This window comes from Amphritea sp. HPY, assembly GCF_050870985.1.
In the GTDB taxonomy this organism is placed as follows: domain Bacteria; phylum Pseudomonadota; class Gammaproteobacteria; order Pseudomonadales; family Balneatricaceae; genus Amphritea.
Genome location: NZ_CP194015.1, coordinates 5,208,634 through 5,230,360 on the forward strand (window position 1 = coordinate 5,208,634; position 21,727 = coordinate 5,230,360).

Below are 21,727 nucleotides of genomic sequence, written 5' to 3' on the forward strand. Positions count from 1 at the left end.
GGGGCTTCAGCTATACTAAGTCTACGCTTGCCTGCATTCTGGAGGAGATCGATGCATCAGATAAATTATGGTGAATACAAGATCACAGCGTTGGTCAGACCTGTCGGCCGTAACCGTTGGCTTTTGGAGCCTAAAATCTATCATAAGGACCTTAAAGATACGATTTTTCATAATGCCGGTGAAATTGAAACCGGCCCTGAAAACCAGGTCATTGCACAGACTGAAGAAGAGGCTATTAAACAGTGCTTTGAGCTGGGCAAACTAGTGATAGATGCTGACCTGCACTAACTACCAATCAATTCAGTGATTAAGATTGATCTGTCAGTTCTGCGTTCAAGGCAGATGCTGACGAGATTGGTATTCGGCTGACTGCATTTCTGTAAGACGACTGTAGGTCCTGGCAAATTCAAAAGTAAGGCTACCCTCCATATATAGCTGATCCAGCGGTACTGCGCTGCTCAGGAAAAGGTTAACGCAGCGATCATAGAGTTCATCAATCAGACTGATGAAGCGGCGGGCAGGATCATCCATCCTGGCCAGAATTACCTGTCGTGCTCCCGCTGCGACGGCAATGCTTCCATCCTCAGTTCCTCTGGCTTTAATCTGTTCTCGCACGACTCCTCCCAGAGGGGGGATGTCGCTCAGCATAATCGTATTAAAGCGGCTGGCTAATTCAATATAATCGAGTTGGCTGCGTGGACCTTCGCACAGATCAGAAAAACGGAACCAGATACAATGTTCAGTTTTTTGTATTACCGGGATCTCCCGGCCCTTAACTGTAACCGGTGCCGAGTTATGCTTGCTCAGGCTTATGTCATCAAAGTGCTGTCGCAGTGATTGCACATCATTTTCATAAAAACAGGCGCGATGGTCTAATTTACGGAGCCTGAAATCCTGCTTTCCATCAAGGTTTCGGATAATCATCTCTTGCTCTATTTTCGTAATAATCGGCGTGACTCTGTCCCGGTAGATCGTATCCTGATAAAGCTCTTTCGGCGGGCGGTTGGAGGTGCTGATCAAAATAACTCCGCGTTGGAACAGCTCCTGTAATAAACCACTTAAGATCATCGCGTCGGCAATATCGTTGAGATAAAACTCATCGAAACAGATAACCCGATATTGTTGCGCCAGTTCTTTCGCGACTATGCGCAGCGGGTCTTTGTGCCCCTGTTTTTCCTGCAGCTGTTGATGTACCTGTTCCATGAATCGATGAAAGTGAAGTCGTAAACCGCTGTGTGTTGGTATGTGCTTGAAAAAAAGATCCATCAGGAACGTTTTGCCTCGCCCGACCGGACCCCATATGTAGAGGCCCTGAATATGTTTTTTTCTGAAAGCCGGGCGCTGCAAGTGGATAAATAGACGGTCAAGTTCAGTCGCCAATTGCTGTTGTGCAAGATCTTCCTGATAGCCTTCGCTGGCAATAGTTTGCTGAAAGATTGTTTGAAATGAGGGCTGCATATCGAAGTATCTGGGATCTGAAGAATCAAAGAATCCTATGGTATAGGTTTTCGCACTGCGACGTATAGGGTAGTCTGCGTCTCAGAAATCTAATCCGGAAAGAGTAATGGTTGAGCAACTGAATTCTGAATTACCCTTGAGACAGGGAACGATGCCGCAAGAGCAGCAGGTAATAACTGATTACCTCGAGAAAGGGGTGGCAAAGCCTTCGTTTTTACTTTGGCAGTATCAGACCCCCGCCATTATCATGGGGTGTTCGCAACGACCCGATGAGGAACAACTACACCGAGCTGAGCAGGCCGGGTTGCCTATCATGCGTCGGGGATCCGGTGGTGGTGCTGTGCTTGCGGGTCCCTGGATGTTAAGTTTTACTGTCTTTATTCCGACCGGGCATCAGGTTGCTGAACTGAATCTCATTGAGATTTTTGGCTGGTTAGAACAGATCTGGATTGCAGCGCTGGAGTCTGTCGGGGTTGCTTGTAAAGGTGTGGATAAACCTCTCATCGACTATTCGAAGCAGGTATCAAAGCAGCATGAGATTGATTGGGCTTGTTACGCTGCGTTGTCTCATGGTGAGGTGGTTAGTCTGGATAATCGAAAGCTGGTGGGGCTGGCTCAGATCCGTAAACGTAAAGGAATTGCTCTGGTCAGCGGTTTGCACTTGTCGTCTTGTGACTGGTCTTTACTGAGTCATGTTGTGGTAAACCGGCCGGAACAAGGAGGTATTCTTGAGTCCCTGAACTGTGATGCCGAGCAGCTGAGTGGTATTTCTGGTGTAGAGTTATTACCCGCCGTGATTGATGCTTTTATTGCGGCTCTGCCGGATGATTTTGAGCTGATCCTGAAGTAACAAAGGGGCAAGCCGCCACTTGATATAAAAAATGACAGTTTGTGACTTACGGAACTCATATTATCAGAGCCCTATTTACAGGGCTCTTGTTTTAGAAGCGTTATTTATGGAGCAGCTGGGCCAGTTCAACCAGTTGTGGGTTGAGCGATTTTTTCTTCTCCATAACTTCTTGCAGAGGGGTGATGCTGATCTGGTTATTAATCATCCCGATCATTATGTCACTGTAACCTGCCTGCAGATAAGTGACAGCAGATGCTCCAAGGCAGGAAGATAGTACCCGATCATGCCCGGTGGGGCGGCCACCACGCTGGATATGACCGAGTATGCAGACCCCAGGATTTTCTCCCTGCTCTTGCAGTTGCTGGGCAAGGCGGTAGGTCAGTCCGGGGCGGGGGCCTTCGGCAACAACGATGATGCCGCTACTGCCTTTTCCTGTGGCACGCTCATTGGCGAGTGAGAAACACAGTGATTCGAGCTTAAATTCATACTCTGGCACGATAATCATTTCGGCACCACAGGCTATTCCTACTTGAGCTGCAATATGCCCTGAGTCACGCCCCATCACTTCTACCAGAAATATCCTTTCGTGGGAGACCGCAGTATCCCGGATCTTATCGATAGCTTCCAGTGCCGTATTTACTGCTGTATCAAAACCGATAGTGTCATCGGTACCGTAAACATCGTTATCTATAGTGCCTGGCAGACCTATTACAGGTATTCCTGTTTCCTGGGTAAGCAGATGGGCGCCGGTAAGAGAACCGTCACCTCCTATAACAATAAGCCCGTCAATAGAGTGCTCTTTAAGTATCTCTGCCGCCTGATTGCGCACGACCGGGTCTTTAAATGCGAGGCAGCGATCACTTTTTAGAATTGTACCGCCCCGTTGTACTATGTTGGTCACGTCGGAGGATGTGAGTTCGGTCATATCTCCTATAATCAGGCCGCTATACCCCCGGTTGATACCGAAAACCTGGATGCCCTGATTGAGCGCAGCCCGGGTAATGGCACGAACCGCGGGATTCATGCCTGGAGAGTCTCCGCCACTGGTAAGCAGGGCGATAGCGTTTAAAGGTCTGGTCTTTTCCAGCTCGGGTAAACGGTACATCGGCGCGTCCTCTCGGATATTTTCTTTAGTATTAAGCGGTTATTGATTTTAGACAACATTTTTTATTAGCTGTTTAAGCTTTCTATTGCAAAGGCCTGGGTAGTGAAAATGGCAACTATAACCGCAAGCTGCTACAAAATAGTGTCATAGGCTTAAATAATAAGACGGGTAAGTGATGATGACTGAGTCCTCCTCTGATTTAATCGCGTTACTGATTTTATCGGGTTTTTCTGATTATCGTACTCAATTCCAGCGCATTACTGCAGGGGCTCAGGGGGATTTTGAAGCAGCAAACTGGTCGGGAATTCAGCAGTCTGCTGCGCAGCGTATCGATCTTTATGAAACTATGGCGGTTGAGGCTGCTGATAAAGTCAGGGCCGCTGTTGGTGAGCAGGTTAATGATCATAATATATGGGTTCGTGCCCGGTCGTATTATCTGAAATTAGCCTCAGAGCGTAATGATGTTGAGCTGGCAGAGACCTTTTACAACTCAATTTACTGCCGTCTTCTGGGTCATCATCAGATCGACAACAAGCATATGTTTATCCGTTCGGCACTTGAGACTCGTGAAATAGTTTCCGGGGATGAAATTTACCGTAGTTATCCTATGGAGTTCGGGCTAATAGACCTGCTCAGGAAAATGCTTGATGATTTCAGTTTCAATATCCCCTGGGAGCACCGACGTAGGGATATCCGAAATCTGGTCCGGTATATTCATGCTAATTACCCCGACAATCTGGTTGCCGCAGAAGATACCGTGATCGAGGTTATAAAGAGTGTTTTTTATCGCAATAAAGGTGCTTATCTTGTTGGCCGGGTTCACTTTGGTGATAGCGCCATACCTTTCGTTTTACCGGTGTTGAATAATGAACAGGGAGCGGTTTATATCGATACTGCGATTAGTCAGGAAAATGATGTATCGATCATATTCAGTTTTACCCGGGCCTATTTTATGGTCGATGTGAATGCGCCCTCTGAGTTTATCCGCTTTCTTCATTCTTTGATTCCGATGAAATCCCAGGCTGAGCTATATAACTCAATTGGTTTTTATAAGCAGGGTAAGGCTGATTTTTACCGCAGCTTTGTCGATCATCTGGAGTTATCTAATGATAGGTTTGAAATTGCTCCAGGCACGAAGGGGATGGTTATGACGGTATTTACCCTGCCATCTTATCCGGTGGTGTTCAAAATTATTAAGGATAGCTTCTCTTCTACAAAACAGATTACCCGCACAGGGGTGATCGAAAAATACCAACTTGTGAAACGACATGATCGGGCAGGCCGAATGGCAGATACTCAGGAATTTGTGAATCTGTCATTACCCCGCAGTCGTTTCTCTGAAAGCGCATTAGCCGAATTGCAAAAAGATGCTGCCTCTTCACTAAAAGTTAATGATGCAGAAATATTAATAGGACATTTGTGGATAGAGAGAAGGATGACTCCGTTGAATCTCTATCTCGATGACGCGTTATTACGTGATGATGAAGATGCAATTTTTCATGCAGTTAATGAGTTTGGGAAATGTATTAAGGAGTTGGCAGCAGCAAACATATTTGCCGGAGATATGTTGTTTAAAAACTTCGGCGTGACCCGCCATGGACGCGTTGTGTTTTATGATTACGATGAGATCCTTTATCTGACTGAATGCTATTTTCGTCCAATACCTGAAGCCTTGTATCCTGAACAGGAAATGGCAAGTGAACCCTGGTATTCGGTTGCACCGAATGATGTATTTCCGGAAGAGTTTAGTCTTCTGACCGCCTGTAATAGAAAAATAAGAAAGGTGTTTAATGGGCTGCATGGTGATCTTCTGGATTACCGATGGTGGCAAAATATGCAGCAACAGGTGAGAGGGGGAGAGGTGGTCGATCTGTTTCCTTATCGTAAAGCGCGACGCTTTCCCCGTGCCTGATCTGTAAATGTATTCTTTATCAGGTCGATAGCCAAAAGGTTTATGAAAGCGCTGAATAACTTCTAGTGACTCCTGTGTGTTTGTGATATTTCTAAAGGGATCGTGGCATAAGGATTGATGCTTCTCCTCTTTTCATCACAAGTAACTGGTTTTTAATTGTTTTTTGCGATTTTAAAACTGGAAGTTGCAGAAAATCAGGCTACTCTTCTTAAGTACAACTTCGTCATGTCAAAGCGGGTGCAGGGCGTGATATATCTATAAATCATAGGGAGTTCGATATGACTTTGCGAAACACAATTACTTCAGCGTTGGTAGCAGTGGGTGTGGGGGTGGCAACAATGGGCGCTACCACAGCAGCATCAGCGCAAGAATTTATAACTATTGGCACAGGTGGTGTTACCGGGGTTTATTATCCGACAGGTGGTGCAATTTGTCGGCTGGTTAACAAGGGGCGTAAAGATCATGGAATTCGCTGTTCGACAGAGAGTACCGGTGGTTCAGTATATAACCTGAATACAATCAGGGCCGGTGAGCTGGATATGGGCGTTGCTCAGTCTGATTGGCAGTTTCACGCATATAATGGCACCAGCAAGTTTGCTGATGCGGGGGCCAACAAAGATTTAAGAGCTGTTTTTTCAGTTCACCCAGAGCCTTTTACAGTTGTGGCTCGTGCTGACAGTGGAATCAAAAATTTTGATGATCTTAAGGGTAAACGGGTAAATATTGGTAATCCCGGTTCTGGTCAGCGCGGTACAATGTCGGTGCTGATGGAAGCTAAGGGCTGGACCATGGATGATTTTGCTCTGGCCTCAGAGTTAAAAGCCTCGGAGCAGGCCAGTGCCCTGTGTGACAATAAGATCGATGTAATGATCTATACCGTAGGTCATCCGAGTGGCGCTATTAAAGAAGCAACGACCTCCTGTGATAGTGTGCTGGTAAATGTTGGCGGAGCAGATGTTGATAAGCTGGTGGGTGATAATAGCTATTACCGTACAGCGACGATACCGGGCGGCATGTACCGTGGTAATGATAGCGATACGATGACTTTCGGTGTCGGTGCGACGTTTGTCTCTTCTGCAGCGGTCCCTGAGCACGTGGTATACGAAGTAGTAAAAGCGGTGTTTGAAAATTTTGATACCTTTCGTAAGCTGCACCCGGCTTTTGCAAACCTGAAGAAGGAGCAGATGATTCAGGATGGATTGTCAGCACCACTGCATCCAGGTGCTATGAAGTATTACAAGGAAGCTGGCCTGCTATAAGGGCTGGTGTATAAGGACGGGGCCTTCTGAACTGTAAACAGGTACAGCTTCTGACAGGCCCCGTTTTTATTTAAAGGAACTAATCAGTGGGGGCATATATTGTGTCAGATGATAAGCCGACGCCGGAAATGGCGGATAATGTTCAGGATATGGTTGCCCAGGCCGATAGCGGAGCGCGGGCTCCAGTCGGACTGGCAAAACAACTACTGTGGAGTGTTGCGTTATTATGGGCACTGTTTCAGCTGTGGTATGCCTCGCCACTACCCTTTATTCTCAATTTTGGCGTTATTAACGATACACAGGCCAGAGCAATTCATCTGAGTTTTGCTATCTTTCTGGCATTTACCGCATTCCCTGCATTAACGCGCTCACCGAAAGATTATATCCCACTCCAGGATTGGATTTTTGCTTTACTCGGTGCGTTTAGCTCCGCCTATCTGGTTATATTTCATACTCAACTTGCAGACCGCTCAGGAGCCCCTACGACGGCCGACCTTGTCGTTGCTGTGTGTGGCATGGTGTTACTGTTAGAGGCAACCCGGCGAGCCTTGGGCCCACCCTTAATGGTTGTCGCAACTGTGTTTCTGATATATACATTTGGCGGACCTTATATGCCGGATGTGATAGCTCATAAAGGAGCCAGTCTGAATAAGACTATGTCGCACCAGTGGCTGACAACAGAAGGCGTTTTTGGTGTTGCCCTTGGTGTATCAACCAGCTTCGTATTTTTGTTTGTTCTCTTTGGTGCACTGTTGGAAAAAGCCGGAGCAGGCAATTATTTCACTAAGGTCGCCTTTTCGCTGTTAGGTCATATGCGTGGAGGCCCGGCAAAAGCAGCTGTTGTTTCTTCCGGTTTAAGTGGTTTGATATCTGGCTCTTCAATTGCCAATGTAGTTACAACCGGAACTTTTACTATTCCCTTAATGAAACGGGTTGGTTTTCCGGCCAGTAAGGCGGGGGCTGTCGAAGTGGCAGCATCAACTAATGGCCAGCTGACACCTCCAATCATGGGCGCCGCCGCCTTTCTGATGGTCGAATATGTAGGCATTTCCTACGTTGAAGTTATAAAACATGCAATTTTGCCAGCCCTGATCTCTTATATCGCGTTGATCTATATAGTCCACCTGGAAGCTTCCAAAGCAGGGATGGAAGGTTTGCCCCGGCGTTATAAGCCGACGCTTGCGCAGAACTTGATGACCTGGTGCGGAATTATTGTTGGCGTATGCGTCTTATCACTGGCGGTGTATTACGGGATTGGCTGGACTAAAGATGTATTAGGCAATTGGGCCAGCCCAATTCTAGCTGTTGTGATTATTGCGGTGTATATGGGCTTGCTGAAGTTTTGCGCAGGCTATCCTGAACTGCTTATGGACGATCCGGATTCCCCGGTAGTTGAGCTTCCGGAGCCTGGGCCGACAGTTAAATCAGGGTTGTATTTCTTACTGCCGGTAGTTGTTTTGGTTTGGTGTTTGACGGTAGAGCGCTTATCTCCGGGTCTATCAGCCTTCTGGGCCACGTTGTTTATGATCATAATTGTTATGACCCATAAACCGATCAAAGCTTATTATCGAGGTGAAACGAACTTTAAGTCCAGAATGATACAGGGTTGGGATGATCTGCTTGAAGGTCTGGTGACCGGATCACGAAATATGATCGGCATCGGTGTGGCGACAGCTGCAGCTGGCATTATAGTTGGCACTGTTACCTTGACAGGAATCGGGTTGGTTATGACCGAATTTGTCGAGTTTATTTCGGGTGGTAGCATCATGCTAATGTTGATTTTTACCGCCGTGATAAGTCTGATACTCGGCATGGGCTTACCGACAACAGCAAACTATATTGTAGTTTCGACATTGATGGCCCCGGTTATAGTAACCCTGGGGGCTGAACATGGTTTGTTGGTCCCGCTGATTGCAGTACATCTATTCGTTTTCTATTTCGGTATTCTTGCTGATGATACGCCTCCGGTTGGTCTGGCAGCGTTCGCCGCAGCGGCTATTGCGCGCAGCGATCCTATAAAAACCGGTATTCAAGGATTTACCTATGATATACGGACTGCGATATTGCCCTTTATGTTCATTTTTAATACTGAACTGCTTCTAATTGGAATTCAGGGGCCGGGACATTTGCTACTAACGATATTGAGTTCGGTGACGGCAATATTGGTATTTGCAGCAGCAACGCAGGGATTCTGGTTGGTCCGTAGTCGCTGGTATGAAACACTGCTTCTGTTGCTGATTGCGTTCACTTTGTTTAGGCCTGGTTTCTGGTGGGATGAAATATATCCGCCAATTAAACAGGAAAGTGCAAGCAGGATAGAGCAAGTGGTGGATGCTATAGAAGTTGACCAGAATATACGCATGGCAGTAGCAGGTGAGACCATTGACGGAAACTTTGTCAGTAAGATCGTTGAGTTACCAATGGCTGCCGGTGGTAGTGCGAATGAACGCATCGAAAATGCGGGACTGGTCTTAAGAGAAGATGAAGGCAAAGTAATTGTCGATATGGTGACATTTGATAGTCAGGCCCAAAAAGCGGGTATTGATTTTGACTGGGAGATTCTCAGTATAGAAGTGGAGAACCCACGACCGCCGAAACACCTGATGTATATACCGGCAGTTTTACTATTGATAGGCATGGGAGCTATGCAGCTTCGCCGCCGAAAGCAGCAGAGCGCTTAAAGAGGACGACTATGTTTAATAAAATACTGGTGCCAATTGATCTGCAGGATTTGAAAGGTGCCCAGGAAACTCTGAAATCAGTTAAAGATTATGCGAACGGCAATATGCAGATCGAGCTTTTATCGGTGCTGCCAGGCTATAGCATGCCACTGGTCGCTTCATATTTTCCGAAGGATATGGTCAAACAAGCGTTGGATGCGATGCGTAAGGAGTTAAGTAAATTAGCTGAAGATCAACTGGGAGATGCTGTTAAATATGATGTCTGGGTAACTGCGGGAAAGGCAGCTAGGCGGATAGTTAAGCGAGCAGCGGAGATCGATGCTGAACTGATATTAATCAGAGCGCAAAAACATGGTGCCATAGAGCACGCTATGATGGGATCGGTAACCGCAAAGGTAGTAGAAACAGCAAATTGCTCTGTGTTAGTGCTTAAGTAGCTAAAACGTTGCTGCGCAACTTGCTAGATCGGAAGGTAAACCTTCCTGCTAGTGGCTAGAAGAAACCTTCTTAATAGCATGAGGTGAAAACGCAGGTATAGAGACTATGCTTTTAGCTTTTGACCTGGCTTTTGATTTTTCTAGCCACTAGCAGTAGCGCTTGCGCTACGTTCTAGCGAGTCGCGCAGTGACGGTCTAGTCACTGACCTATCGTAACTACAGTTTTTTCGACCCTTTTTGAAGTTTATCGGGCCTTCCCTGTTGACTCCTCTGCCAGTCGATGTAGAATTCGCTTCCTCGCTTGAGACAGCAACCGGCAACGGCCGCTGAGACAGGTTGAGGTGTTGAGTTTAACTCTTTGAAAAACAGTGTTTTTTAAACGAATTAATCACAACATGAAGCACAACGGTTTGTTTGTAAGTTTATTACAACTTCTCAAATAAAACGGTTGACTTCAACAGGGTGTTGAGTAGAATACGCACCTCGCTTGAGACGACGCACCGGCAACGGTTTGAGTTACTCAGGCAACGCTCTTTAACAGATTGATCAGATAATTCGTGTGGGCGCTTGTTGAGATGGAGCACAAAAGCTTTATCAAAGACAAAGCGACCATATGTGAATTCATTTACATGTAGTTGTTTAGTACTTTGAGCTAGATTTACAGAATGTCTTTTTCCGACATTCTTGATTTAAACTGAAGAGTTTGATCATGGCTCAGATTGAACGCTGGCGGCAGGCCTAACACATGCAAGTCGAGCGGTAACATTTCTAGCTTGCTAGAAGATGACGAGCGGCGGACGGGTGAGTAACGCGTAGAAATCTACCTAGTAGTGGGGGATAGCCCAGAGAAATTTGGATTAATACCGCATACGTCCTACGGGAGAAAGCGGGGGATCTTCGGACCTCGTGCTATTAGATGAGTCTGCGTCGGATTAGCTTGTTGGTGAGGTAATGGCTCACCAAGGCGACGATCCGTAGCTGGTCTGAGAGGATGACCAGCCACACTGGAACTGAGACACGGTCCAGACTCCTACGGGAGGCAGCAGTGGGGAATATTGCACAATGGGCGCAAGCCTGATGCAGCCATGCCGCGTGTGTGAAGAAGGCCTTCGGGTTGTAAAGCACTTTCAGCAGTGAGGAAAGGGGTGTCGTTAATAGCGGCATCCTGTGACGTTAACTGCAGAAGAAGGACCGGCTAACTCCGTGCCAGCAGCCGCGGTAATACGGAGGGTCCAAGCGTTAATCGGAATTACTGGGCGTAAAGCGCGCGTAGGCGGTTTGTTAAGTCAGATGTGAAAGCCCCGGGCTCAACCTGGGAACTGCATCTGATACTGGCAAACTAGAGTACAGAAGAGGGTGGTGGAATTTCCTGTGTAGCGGTGAAATGCGTAGATATAGGAAGGAACACCAGTGGCGAAGGCGACCACCTGGTCTGATACTGACGCTGAGGTGCGAAAGCGTGGGGAGCAAACAGGATTAGATACCCTGGTAGTCCACGCCGTAAACGATGTCTACTAGCCGTTGGGAGACTTGATCTCTTAGTGGCGCAGCTAACGCACTAAGTAGACCGCCTGGGGAGTACGGCCGCAAGGTTAAAACTCAAATGAATTGACGGGGGCCCGCACAAGCGGTGGAGCATGTGGTTTAATTCGACGCAACGCGAAGAACCTTACCTACTCTTGAAATCCAGAGAATTCGCTAGAGATAGCTTAGTGCCTTCGGGAACTCTGTGACAGGTGCTGCATGGCTGTCGTCAGCTCGTGTTGTGAAATGTTGGGTTAAGTCCCGTAACGAGCGCAACCCTTGTCCTTATTTGCCAGCACGTAATGGTGGGAACTCTAAGGAGACTGCCGGTGACAAACCGGAGGAAGGTGGGGACGACGTCAAGTCATCATGGCCCTTACGAGTAGGGCTACACACGTGCTACAATGGCCGGTACAGAGGGCTGCAAACCTGCGAGGGGGAGCTAATCTCAGAAAACCGGTCGTAGTCCGGATTGGAGTCTGCAACTCGACTCCATGAAGTCGGAATCGCTAGTAATCGCGAATCAGAATGTCGCGGTGAATACGTTCCCGGGCCTTGTACACACCGCCCGTCACACCATGGGAGTGGATTGCACCAGAAGTAGCTAGCTTAACCTTCGGGAGGGCGGTTACCACGGTGTGGTTCATGACTGGGGTGAAGTCGTAACAAGGTAGCCCTAGGGGAACCTGGGGCTGGATCACCTCCTTAAACGATAGCGAAATCTTAGCAAGCGTTCACACGAATTATCTGATCACTGATAGAGAGAGCGAATTGGTTCTAACCAATGTAAAAGCTTGTAGCTCAGCTGGTTGGAGCGCACCCCTGCTTTTAATAAAGAGTGGGTGAGGTCAAACCGATAAGAGAACAGGTTATGAAATAGGCTTGTAGCTCAGCTGGTTAGAGCGCACCCCTGATAAGGGTGAGGTCGGTGGTTCAAGTCCACTCAGGCCTACCATTTTAAAGCTTCGGCTAGGTAGATGGTTAGTTAGAACTGAAAGCCAGCTCAGCTGGTTAGAACGCATCCCACACTTCATCTAAAAGAAGGGGGTGAGGTCGGTGGTTCAAGTCCACTCAGGCCTGCCAAGTAATCACATATTATCTGGTCAATCCGCTCTGTAAAGACAGAGTTTTAAAAAATATCTGCGCAGTTTGCAGCTATCTTTTAAAGCTTTTTGCTTTAAACGCTCTTTAACAATTGAATCCTGTAACGAGAATGAAAAATATGTACAAGCGCTAATCCGGCGTAAATGTATCGTTATTTCATCGTCATTGAAAAATGACATGAAGTTTTATCAGTCTCTTCGATCAGACCCTTTTGGGTTATATGGTCAAGTGACTAAGCGTGCACGGTGGATGCCTTGGCAGTCAGAGGCGATGAAGGACGTGTTAACCTGCGATAAGGTTCGGGGAGCCGGTAAATGGGCTTTGATCCGAACATTTCCGAATGGGGAAACCCACCCAGTATAAGCTGGGTATCTCTTAAGTGAATACATAACTTTTGAGAGGCGAACCCGGGGAACTGAAACATCTAAGTACCCGGAGGAAAAGAAATCAACCGAGATTCCCCTAGTAGCGGCGAGCGAACGGGGACCAGCCCTTAAGCTGTAATGTAGTTAGCAGAACACTCTGGAAAGTGTGGCGATAGTGGGTGATAGCCCCGTATGCGAAAACTTACTTACAGTGAAATCGAGTAGGACGGGACACGTGATATCCTGTCTGAATATGGGGGGACCATCCTCCAAGGCTAAATACTCCTGACTGACCGATAGTGAACCAGTACCGTGAGGGAAAGGCGAAAAGAACCCCTGTGAGGGGAGTGAAATAGAACCTGAAACCGTGTACGTACAAGCAGTGGGAGCGGTCCTTGAGACCGTGACTGCGTACCTTTTGTATAATGGGTCAGCGACTTAATTTTAGTAGCAAGGTTAACCGTTTAGGGGAGCCGTAGGGAAACCGAGTCTTAATAGGGCGTACAGTTGCTAGGATTAGACCCGAAACCGAGCGATCTATCCATGGGCAGGTTGAAGGTTGAGTAACATCAACTGGAGGACCGAACCGACTGTCGTTGAAAAGCCAGCGGATGACTTGTGGATCGGAGTGAAAGGCTAATCAAGCTCGGAGATAGCTGGTTCTCCTCGAAAGCTATTTAGGTAGCGCCTCATATCTCACCTACGGGGGTAGAGCACTGTTTCGGCTAGGGGGTCATCCCGACTTACCAACCCGATGCAAACTCCGAATACCGTAGAGTGCAATTATGGGAGACACACGGCGGGTGCTAACGTCCGTCGTGAAAAGGGAAACAACCCAGACCGTCAGCTAAGGTCCCAAAGTTATGGTTAAGTGGGAAACGATGTGGGAAGGCTCAGACAGCTAGGAGGTTGGCTTAGAAGCAGCCACCCTTTAAAGAAAGCGTAATAGCTCACTAGTCGAGTCGGCCTGCGCGGAAGATATAACGGGGCTCAAACCATACACCGAAGCTACGGACGCAATTTATTGCGTGGTAGAGGAGCGTTCTGTAAGCCGTTGAAGGGAAAGCTGAGAAGCATCCTGGAGGTATCAGAAGTGCGAATGCTGACATGAGTAACGATAAGGGGAGTGAAAAACTCCCCCGCCGGAAGACCAAGGGTTCCTATCCAATGCTAATCAGGGTAGGGTGAGTCGACCCCTAAGGCGAGGCTGAAGAGCGTAGTCGATGGGAAACAGGTTAATATTCCTGTACTTTTTGTTATTGCGATGGGGTGACGGAGTAGGCTAGGCCGGCACGGCGTTGGTTGTCCGTGTTTAAGGCAGTAGGCTGAGATCTTAGGAAAATCCGGGATCTCATACGGCTGAGAGCTGATGACGAGTCCTCTTTTGGACGAAGTGGTTGATGCCATGCTTCCAGGAAAAACCTCTAAGCTTCAGATAACAAGAAATCGTACCCCAAACCGACACAGGTGGTCAGGTAGAGAATACCAAGGCGCTTGAGAGAACTCGGGTGAAGGAACTAGGCAAAATGGTACCGTAACTTCGGGAGAAGGTACGCCGCTGACGGTGATGGGATTTACTCCCTAAGCTGTTGGTGGTCGAAGATACTAGGTGGCTGCGACTGTTTATTAAAAACACAGCACTCTGCAAACACGAAAGTGGACGTATAGGGTGTGACGCCTGCCCGGTGCTTGAAGGTTAATTGATGGGGTTAGCTTCGGCGAAGCTCTTGATCGAAGCCCAAGTAAACGGCGGCCGTAACTATAACGGTCCTAAGGTAGCGAAATTCCTTGTCGGGTAAGTTCCGACCTGCACGAATGGCGTAACGATGGCCACACTGTCTCCACCCGAGACTCAGTGAAATTGAAATTGCGGTTAAGATGCCGTATATCCGCGGCTAGACGGAAAGACCCCGTGAACCTTTACTATAGCTTCGCAGTGGACTTTGATATTACTTGTGTAGGATAGCTGGGAGGCTTTGAAACCTGGACGCCAGTTCAGGTGGAGCCAATCTTGAAATACCAGCCTGGTAATATTGAGGTTCTAACTCAGGTCCCTTATCGGGATCGAGGACATTGTGTGGTGGGTAGTTTGACTGGGGCGGTCTCCTCCTAAAGAGTAACGGAGGAGTACGAAGGTGCGCTCAGCATGGTCGGAAATCATGCATTGAGTATAAAGGCAAAAGCGCGCTTGACTGCGAGACAGACACGTCGAGCAGGTACGAAAGTAGGTCTTAGTGATCCGGTGGTTCTGTATGGAAGGGCCATCGCTCAACGGATAAAAGGTACTCCGGGGATAACAGGCTGATACCGCCCAAGAGTTCACATCGACGGCGGTGTTTGGCACCTCGATGTCGGCTCATCACATCCTGGGGCTGAAGCCGGTCCCAAGGGTATGGCTGTTCGCCATTTAAAGTGGTACGCGAGCTGGGTTTAGAACGTCGTGAGACAGTTCGGTCCCTATCTGCCGTGGACGTTTGAGATTTGAGAAGAGTTGCTCCTAGTACGAGAGGACCGGAGTGAACGAACCTCTGGTGTTCGGGTTGTCATGCCAATGGCATTGCCCGGTAGCTATGTTCGGACAGGATAACCGCTGAAAGCATCTAAGCGGGAAGCCCCCTTCAAGATGAGATCTCACTGGGGCCTTGAGCCCCCTGAAGAGCCGTTCAAGACCAGGACGTTGATAGGCTGGGTGTGTAAGCGTTGTGAGGCGTTGAGCTAACCAGTACTAATTGCTCGTGAGGCTTGACCATATAACGCCAAAAGCGTTTGTTGAGCTGATAGATTAAGATACACTGTTCGATAAGAACAGACGAAGGATTAGAGCTTGTACTCTCCTTCTCTTACAGGATTACTTTTGTTAACAGTTTTTGCTTGGCGACCATAGCGAGATGGAACCACCCGATCCCTTACCGAACTCGGAAGTGAAACGTCTTAGCGCCAATGGTAGTGTAGGGTTTCCTTATGCGAGAGTAGGTCATCGCCAAGCACCTAATTACGGAAAACCCCGATCACTTTGTGATCGGGGTTTTTTCGTTTCTAAGGCGTCGCTTAGAAACGAAAGGACAGTAGCTAGAACGTCGCTGCGCGACTCGCTAGACCGCCGAACACGTTCGGCTAGCTAGTGGCTAGAAAAATCAAAAGCCAGGTCAAAGTCAAAAGCACAGTCAAAAGCAAAACCCAAACCCAAACCTAAACCTCCAACCGTTTTTCGTTAAACCTGCGTTTTCACCGCATTCAGTTAAGAAGGCCTTTTCTAGCCACTAGCAGGAAGGCGTGCCTTCCGTTCTAGCAAGTCACGTAGTGACGTTCTGCCCTTTCGCTTGCCTTCCGTTCTAGCAAGTCGTTCAGCGACAATCGGCGCTCTGATGTCTATTAATGTGAATTTTCAATGACAGGCTGTGACTATCCCAGCTTTTCAGGCAGGTTTCAGTCGGGTTGACTAGAGTGAATAGTGAGGTAATTCGAGGAGAACATTATGAAAAACCTGATCAAATCCGTGTTTGCGGTACTGGCAATTTTCATGCTGGCAGGTACGGCAACAGCTACTGATACTATTCGTCAATCAAATGATTTTGACGATGATCAATGGCAGGAACGTGTTCTGCGCTTTACTGTTAAACACGAGCAGGAAGAGCTCTGAATAATCGATTTTTAGCCTATCTGACAAGCCTGGTTCAAATTCTACGGGAGCATGTAGTACTGTTTGTTGCCCGAATCAGGCTTGATATGAGCCTCAGTAAGAGAGGGCGTAGTATCCATCTTGTATGCCTTCTAACAGACAGGAAGGGCTCACCTTCGAGCCGAAATCAGCTGAGAGATAGGAAGATCTAAATGTAATGGTAATGCAAATGAGAAAGATTATCATAAGCGTTGACATGTTCTTGTTATAGTGTAAAAATGCCCGCCGTCTTAGAGTAGATCCTGATAATAGTTTCTGGCTGTTAATTATGCAGATTGTGTTTCTATTTTGTATTTTTAACCTTTATTAAGACGTCTTAATATTTTAGTAACCAATTAGTAATAAATGGCTATTAATATGGCGCCTGTTACCCATAGCGTACTAATGTATTTATTAAATATTATCAGAAAATTATATGGTTTTGATTAGGTAGTGAGATTGCTGAAATGGTATTTTTTTCAAAGGTTGTTCTGTTTTTATCTCTTGTTTATACACCCTATATATGGTCGTCAGTGGTTATTGAGCTTGGACCTGGAGTAGTTTTATTAGCCGCTAATGGTGACTCTATTGAAGAGGGAGTTAAGAATGTAAGTAATACTATTTTGCCTAATGGTATTAATCAGCTGGTTGTTCACTATGAGGCAGAGATAAAAATTGCGTCTAGTGAATACGAAATCGAAAATAGCAAAAGCTATGTTATTGTTTTTGATCAAGTTAATCAGAATTTGACCTTGTCGGCTCCACATATAAAAACACAGCGTGAACTTGATAGGTTTAATGTTAACGGTGATTGGCAGCTAGCTGATAAAAGTAATCTTGCAGTTCAATATAAAGCGGATGTCTTGAAGAAAGAGGGCTTTCAATTAAATCGAGATTATCAGCGCGAGCTGGAAGAGTTTAATTTGTCAAATTCGCCAGCAGCTATTCGTTTTAAAAGCAGGCCTTATGAAAGTTCTGCTGATAGCACACAGTCAGAGCAGTCTGGTCGATCAGAAATGGCTGGTAAAATGCTTGAGTTCTGGTATATGAAGGCCGATGCGGAAACAAGAGCATCTTTTAAAGCCTGGATAAATCAATAGTATTTTTCTTGAATTAAAACCAAAACTTATATCTGGAAATTTTTCTCATTGAATAAATGAGGCAAGGGATTGCTTTGCTTAAAAAATATCAAACTAACTGTTAGTTTTCTTAATTGGAGATAAAAATGAAAAAGCTGATCCTGGCTGCTGCTATTGCAGCGACGATTGCTGGTGCTGCTAATGCTGCGACTATTTACGAAGGTAATGGTCTTACTTACAAACTGAAAGGTGATTTCCAGGTTCAACTGCGTCAGGATGCAGGCGATGATCAGGATTTGGACATTGAGTTTGATGATCTGGAGCTGAAAAACTCTGTAGTTTATGATTTGGGCGATGATATGAAAGCGTTCGGTCAGGTAGATTTTAGCTTCAACTCTGCAGCTGATGACGATACTAAAGAGTCTGCTGCACTGGAAGAGGCCTACCTGGGCCTGCAGTTTGGTGATGTTGCTGTTTCTGTTGGTAAACAGGATCTGGCTGTTGATGCTTTCGGAATTGAAAACCAGTACGAAGATCACGAAGATCAGTCTCAGTTCGCTGAAACAGGTGGTGACAATGTTGTTCGTGTGGACTATGCGGGTGCAAACTTTACCGTAACGGCTTCTACCCTGGTTCAGGCTGAAAGCGAAGGCGACAATGTTGAAGGCTTTGATATCCTGGCAGCGACCTCTGTTGCTGATGTTGAACTGGTTGCGGCTTACCAGGACTACAACGATAACGCTGGCACAGAGTATGATGCTTGGGGTGTAAGCGCAGCATTCGACGCTGGCTTCGCTGCTTTCGGTGTTGACTACAGCTCTGCTGATGACAAAGATGCCAACGAAACGAACGAGACTTACGGTCTGGTTGCTGTTGTTCCTGTTGCTGAAACTACCGATGTATCTGTTGGTTACACCAGCACTGATAACGAAACTGCAACCGACGTTGCTGAATGGTACGCGAACGTAACGTATAAGTTCCCAACTCAGAAGAACGTTCGCCTGTTTGCTGAAATCGCAGATACAGATGCTGCAGGTGCCGATCTGGGTTACCTGGCAGGTATGCAGCTGAAGTTCTAAAAATCGAATATCCAGCACCTGTTATCGCCCCCTTCAGATAGTCCGGTGCTGCTGACGATTCTGGCCAGGTTTAACCTGGCTTTTTTGCTCAGGGATAATTTTTATTCTGGTGATCCTGTTTACTTAATCGTTATAATCCCGGAATGAAATTTCTATGGTTGTTTATCTTCTCAGCTGTTTTACTTTGGTCAGGGATCAATCCTAAAGATCAATTTACCTGGTTTCTTGAGGTGCTTCCTGCCCTGATTGGTATCATCGTTCTAGCGTTTACCTACAAAAAGCATCCGATAACACCGCTCTTATATCTTCTAATACTATGCCACTGTGTAATTCTGATGGTCGGTGGTCATTATACTTACGCTGAAGTACCTATATTTGACAGTTTATCTGAGCTGATGGGTTGGGATCGAAACAACTACGACAAGGTTGGGCACTTTGCGCAGGGCTTTATACCTGCAATCATAGTCCGTGAAATACTGATTCGCTGTAAAGCCGTGAATAGTAAAGCCTGGCTTAATACGTTCGTAATCAGTTTCTGCCTTGCTTTTAGTGCGTTCTACGAGCTCATTGAATGGTGGGTTGCAGAATTATCCGGGGAGTCTGCTGAAGCGTTTCTGGGTACTCAGGGCTACGCCTGGGATACGCAGTCAGATATGTTGCTGGCACTGACCGGCGCGATCACAGGCCTGATACTGCTGTCCACACTTCATGACAAACATCTTAGAGAGCTGCCCTCAAAGCCTAGTCAGTTAAGTCAATAATAAGTAATAGAGCTACACTGATATCAGACCTATTTACTATCTGAGGTGTGATGATGGACAGTCATAAACTGGTTCCCGGCTCTGTTTTTCCCGCTTTTAAAATCGCCACTATCGATCACGGTGAAATTACCGTTGGGCGGCCCGATTCAGGTTGGGAGATGTTGATTGTCTATCGCGGTAAACATTGCTCTATGTGTCGCCGTTACATGGACGCTCTGCATGAGATGCTGCCCCATTTTTCAGAAATAGATACAAGGGTTATTGCCGTTTCAGCTGACCCTGAAGAACGCGCAGTTGCGTTTAAGCGGGAGGGGTCTTATCACCACATAACGATCGGCTATGAGATGACTACCGAGCAGATGCATCAGCTTGGCTTGTATATATCAGATCCACGTAGCCCTGAGGAGACCAAGTGGCCTTTCGCTGAGCCAGGCCTGTTTATTATCCGTCCGGATCACCGATTGCAGATAGTAGATATTTCCAATGCGCCTTTTTCAAGGCCGGATCTTGGCCTGATCTACAACGGCATTAAATTTATACAGGAAAATAGCTACCCGATCCGTGGCACTCATGATTTTAATCTGTAATTTCGGGTTCTTCGCTAACAGATGATCGTCTGATCACTTATAATCGTTGTGCAATCATCTGTGGGCCAAATCATGCGCGAAAATACCGATAACTACCGTCAACTATTCCTTAACGACACTCCGATGATCGATCTCCGGGCTCCGATTGAGTTTAATCAGGGGGCTTTTCCCCACGCGGTTAGTCTACCGCTAATGACGGACGATGAGCGTGCTTTGGTCGGTACCTGCTATAAAGAGAAAGGGCAGGATGAAGCAATCAAACTTGGCCATCAACTGGTTAGTGGCCAAACCAAAGTCCAGCGTATGGAAGCATGGATAAAATTCGCACAGGCCAACCCCGAAGGCTACCTGTACTGTTTCAGGGGTGGTTTACGTTCCCATACAACACAACAGTGGCTGAAAGAGGCCGGGATAGAATATCCATTGGTCCTTGGTGGCTACAAGGCGCTGCGTAACCAGCTGTTGCGTGAGCTTGAACAGGGTAGTGAACAACTATCTTTTTCTATAGTCGGTGGCAAAACGGGTAGTGCTAAAACGCTGATGGTGAATGTGCTGGAAAACGCGATCGACCTTGAAGGTGCAGCCAACCATCGCGGGTCAAGTTTTGGTAGTTATGTATCGCCGCAAAGTACTCAGATCAATTTCGAAAACGAAATTGCCATAGCGATGCTAAAGAAGCAGCATGCGGGTGCTCAACATCTGATACTTGAGGATGAAGGACGTAACATCGGTAGCGTTGATCTGCCACGTAATCTTTATCTTAAAATGCAAGATGCGCCGGTTATTGTCATTGAAGATCCACTTGAGTTACGAACTCAACGCCTTTTGAAAGACTACGTTATCGATATGGTCAGTTCGTATACAGCGCATTACGGTGATGTACAGGGCAACACTCTATGTGCGGATTACCTGCTGAGTGGCCTCGATAGAATTCAGAGGCGTCTGGGCAATGAACGCTGGCAAGTACTAAGGTCTGAGATGGAAAAGGCGATAGCCATCCATCAAGCCGGTGAGGGCTACGACAAGCATCTCAATTGGTTAAGTCCTTTGCTTGAGTGGTATTACGATCCAATGTACGAGTATCAGCTTGAGGCTAAGGCCGACCGTATTGTTTACCGTGGTAACTGGCAGGAATGCGAAGAGTATTTGCGTTTTAATACTCAAAGCTAAGCTTAGAATTAAGCTCAGACCTCTGCCCAGAATTAAGTTTTAATCTCATCCGGGGAGCAGTCTTGCAGCTTGAAAAACCACCCCGTAAACCGTTTATTGCCCGCGGCTCAAAAATTGAGCGATGCGAGAATTGCATGCTGCAAAAGCAAAGCTGTATTTGTGCTCTCAAGTCGCAGATTCAGGCCAAAGCGCAGTTCTGTTTGTTATCTCACCCTTATGAATTGTATAAGCCGACCAATACCGGTCGGCTTATTGTTGATTCTATCGCCGGTACCCGGGTTTTCAGGTGGCATCGAACAGATCCGGATCCTGATTTTATCCGGTTAATAAATGATCCGGCCATTGATCCCTATATCGTATTTCCTGCTGCGGCGGATTATCAGCAACGTATGACGTCTTTTGTTGATAAAGAGAGACGTCAGCCGTTGTTTATTATCCTGGATGGAACCTGGCGACAAGCACGGCGGATTTTCCGTCTGAGCCGGTATCTGGATCACCTGCCAGTGATCGAGTTGAATGATCCCGGATGTTCGAGTTACTGTCTGCGCAAGGCTGTTGATGAAGGTCGGCTCTGTACCGTAGAGGTTGCGGCAGCATTATTGGAGCAGATTGGTGACGCGCGCGGCGCAACGCATTTGCAATGCTATTATGAAATATTTAACGAAAGGTACCGGTTAATCCGTCATTGCTAATATTGG

At 46.9% G+C, this 21,727-nt stretch carries 15 protein-coding genes, 1 tRNA gene and 3 rRNA genes; 17 read left to right on the top strand and 2 right to left on the bottom strand.

Features of this window, described 5'->3' with window-relative positions:
• Positions 1-51 precede the first annotated feature (51 nt).
• Positions 52-288, top strand: a complete 237-nt coding sequence (locus ACQUQM_RS23255) for a hypothetical protein (protein ID WP_432472250.1) — start codon at positions 52-54, stop codon at positions 286-288.
• Between the two features lie 45 nt (positions 289-333).
• Here the strand turns inward: ACQUQM_RS23255 and zapE are convergent, their stop codons facing one another.
• A complete protein-coding gene (gene zapE, locus ACQUQM_RS23260; protein ID WP_432472251.1) occupies positions 334-1,458 on the bottom strand; it encodes a cell division protein ZapE in 1,125 nt (374 codons plus the stop codon).
• Between the two features lie 106 nt (positions 1,459-1,564).
• On the opposite strand from zapE, the gene ACQUQM_RS23265 reads away from it, so the two are divergent.
• A complete protein-coding gene (locus tag ACQUQM_RS23265; protein ID WP_432472252.1) occupies positions 1,565-2,308 on the top strand; it encodes a lipoate--protein ligase family protein in 744 nt (247 codons plus the stop codon).
• A 100-nt stretch (positions 2,309-2,408) separates the two neighbouring features.
• On the opposite strand, the gene pfkA is transcribed toward ACQUQM_RS23265, so the two are convergent.
• The gene (pfkA, locus tag ACQUQM_RS23270) at positions 2,409-3,413 is read right to left on the bottom strand and encodes a 6-phosphofructokinase (RefSeq protein WP_432472253.1); all 1,005 of its coding nucleotides are present in this window, start codon (positions 3,411-3,413) and stop codon (positions 2,409-2,411) included.
• Positions 3,414-3,588: 175 nt separating this feature from the next.
• Here pfkA and aceK point away from each other — a divergent pair, with 175 nt between their 5' ends.
• From aceK to ACQUQM_RS23345, 15 genes are all read left to right on the top strand, one after another.
• Positions 3,589-5,325, top strand: a complete 1,737-nt coding sequence (gene aceK, locus ACQUQM_RS23275; RefSeq protein WP_432472254.1) for a bifunctional isocitrate dehydrogenase kinase/phosphatase — start codon at positions 3,589-3,591, stop codon at positions 5,323-5,325.
• A 278-nt stretch (positions 5,326-5,603) separates the two neighbouring features.
• Complete coding sequence (locus tag ACQUQM_RS23280) at positions 5,604-6,584, top strand: TAXI family TRAP transporter solute-binding subunit (RefSeq protein WP_432472255.1); 981 nt, start codon at positions 5,604-5,606, stop codon at positions 6,582-6,584.
• Positions 6,585-6,712: 128 nt separating this feature from the next.
• The gene (locus ACQUQM_RS23285) at positions 6,713-9,265 is read left to right on the top strand and encodes a TRAP transporter permease (RefSeq protein WP_432474872.1); all 2,553 of its coding nucleotides are present in this window, start codon (positions 6,713-6,715) and stop codon (positions 9,263-9,265) included.
• A gap of 11 nt (positions 9,266-9,276) precedes the next feature.
• Positions 9,277-9,702, top strand: coding sequence for a universal stress protein (locus ACQUQM_RS23290; protein WP_432472256.1), 426 nt, complete (start codon positions 9,277-9,279; stop codon positions 9,700-9,702).
• Positions 9,703-10,393: 691 nt separating this feature from the next.
• Positions 10,394-11,934 (top strand): 16S ribosomal RNA (locus tag ACQUQM_RS23295).
• Between the two features lie 170 nt (positions 11,935-12,104).
• Positions 12,105-12,181: transfer RNA gene (locus ACQUQM_RS23300), tRNA-Ile, on the top strand.
• A gap of 371 nt (positions 12,182-12,552) precedes the next feature.
• A 23S ribosomal RNA gene (locus ACQUQM_RS23305) occupies positions 12,553-15,445 on the top strand.
• Positions 15,446-15,565: 120 nt separating this feature from the next.
• Positions 15,566-15,681, top strand: a 5S ribosomal RNA gene (gene rrf, locus ACQUQM_RS23310).
• Together the 16S, 23S and 5S rRNA genes with 1 tRNA gene alongside form the textbook arrangement of a ribosomal RNA operon.
• Before the next feature lie 489 nt (positions 15,682-16,170).
• Positions 16,171-16,335 (top strand): hypothetical protein, encoded by a 165-nt coding sequence (locus ACQUQM_RS23315; protein ID WP_432472257.1) that lies wholly within the window; start codon positions 16,171-16,173, stop codon positions 16,333-16,335.
• Positions 16,336-16,820: 485 nt separating this feature from the next.
• A complete protein-coding gene (locus ACQUQM_RS23320) occupies positions 16,821-17,453 on the top strand; it encodes a YccT family protein (RefSeq protein ID WP_432472258.1) in 633 nt (210 codons plus the stop codon).
• A gap of 125 nt (positions 17,454-17,578) precedes the next feature.
• Entirely contained in the window at positions 17,579-18,511 is a 933-nt protein-coding gene (locus ACQUQM_RS23325) for a porin (protein WP_432472259.1), read from the top strand.
• 143 nt (positions 18,512-18,654) lie between these two features.
• Positions 18,655-19,272, top strand: a complete 618-nt coding sequence (locus tag ACQUQM_RS23330) for a DUF2238 domain-containing protein (protein ID WP_432472260.1) — start codon at positions 18,655-18,657, stop codon at positions 19,270-19,272.
• Positions 19,273-19,325: 53 nt separating this feature from the next.
• Entirely contained in the window at positions 19,326-19,859 is a 534-nt protein-coding gene (locus tag ACQUQM_RS23335; RefSeq protein ID WP_432472261.1) for a redoxin domain-containing protein, read from the top strand.
• A gap of 72 nt (positions 19,860-19,931) precedes the next feature.
• Entirely contained in the window at positions 19,932-21,029 is a 1,098-nt protein-coding gene (mnmH, locus tag ACQUQM_RS23340) for a tRNA 2-selenouridine(34) synthase MnmH (RefSeq protein ID WP_432472262.1), read from the top strand.
• 62 nt (positions 21,030-21,091) lie between these two features.
• Positions 21,092-21,721 (top strand): tRNA-uridine aminocarboxypropyltransferase, encoded by a 630-nt coding sequence (locus ACQUQM_RS23345; RefSeq protein WP_432472263.1) that lies wholly within the window; start codon positions 21,092-21,094, stop codon positions 21,719-21,721.
• Positions 21,722-21,727: the final 6 nt, after the last annotated feature.

Excerpts from the sequence above, each read along its gene's own strand:
- ACQUQM_RS23255 (WP_432472250.1), top strand. The coding sequence starts at position 52 with ATGCATCAGATAAATTATGGTGAATACAAGATCACAGCGTTGGTCAGA.
- zapE (WP_432472251.1), bottom strand. The coding sequence starts at position 1,458 with ATGCAGCCCTCATTTCAAACAATCTTTCAGCAAACTATTGCCAGCGAA.
- ACQUQM_RS23265 (WP_432472252.1), top strand. The coding sequence starts at position 1,565 with ATGGTTGAGCAACTGAATTCTGAATTACCCTTGAGACAGGGAACGATG.
- pfkA (WP_432472253.1), bottom strand. The coding sequence starts at position 3,413 with ATGTACCGTTTACCCGAGCTGGAAAAGACCAGACCTTTAAACGCTATC.
- aceK (WP_432472254.1), top strand. The coding sequence starts at position 3,589 with ATGATGACTGAGTCCTCCTCTGATTTAATCGCGTTACTGATTTTATCG.
- ACQUQM_RS23280 (WP_432472255.1), top strand. The coding sequence starts at position 5,604 with ATGACTTTGCGAAACACAATTACTTCAGCGTTGGTAGCAGTGGGTGTG.
- ACQUQM_RS23285 (WP_432474872.1), top strand. The coding sequence starts at position 6,713 with ATGGCGGATAATGTTCAGGATATGGTTGCCCAGGCCGATAGCGGAGCG.
- ACQUQM_RS23290 (WP_432472256.1), top strand. The coding sequence starts at position 9,277 with ATGTTTAATAAAATACTGGTGCCAATTGATCTGCAGGATTTGAAAGGT.
- ACQUQM_RS23315 (WP_432472257.1), top strand. The coding sequence starts at position 16,171 with ATGAAAAACCTGATCAAATCCGTGTTTGCGGTACTGGCAATTTTCATG.
- ACQUQM_RS23320 (WP_432472258.1), top strand. The coding sequence starts at position 16,821 with ATGGTATTTTTTTCAAAGGTTGTTCTGTTTTTATCTCTTGTTTATACA.
- ACQUQM_RS23325 (WP_432472259.1), top strand. The coding sequence starts at position 17,579 with ATGAAAAAGCTGATCCTGGCTGCTGCTATTGCAGCGACGATTGCTGGT.
- ACQUQM_RS23330 (WP_432472260.1), top strand. The coding sequence starts at position 18,655 with ATGAAATTTCTATGGTTGTTTATCTTCTCAGCTGTTTTACTTTGGTCA.
- ACQUQM_RS23335 (WP_432472261.1), top strand. The coding sequence starts at position 19,326 with ATGGACAGTCATAAACTGGTTCCCGGCTCTGTTTTTCCCGCTTTTAAA.
- mnmH (WP_432472262.1), top strand. The coding sequence starts at position 19,932 with ATGCGCGAAAATACCGATAACTACCGTCAACTATTCCTTAACGACACT.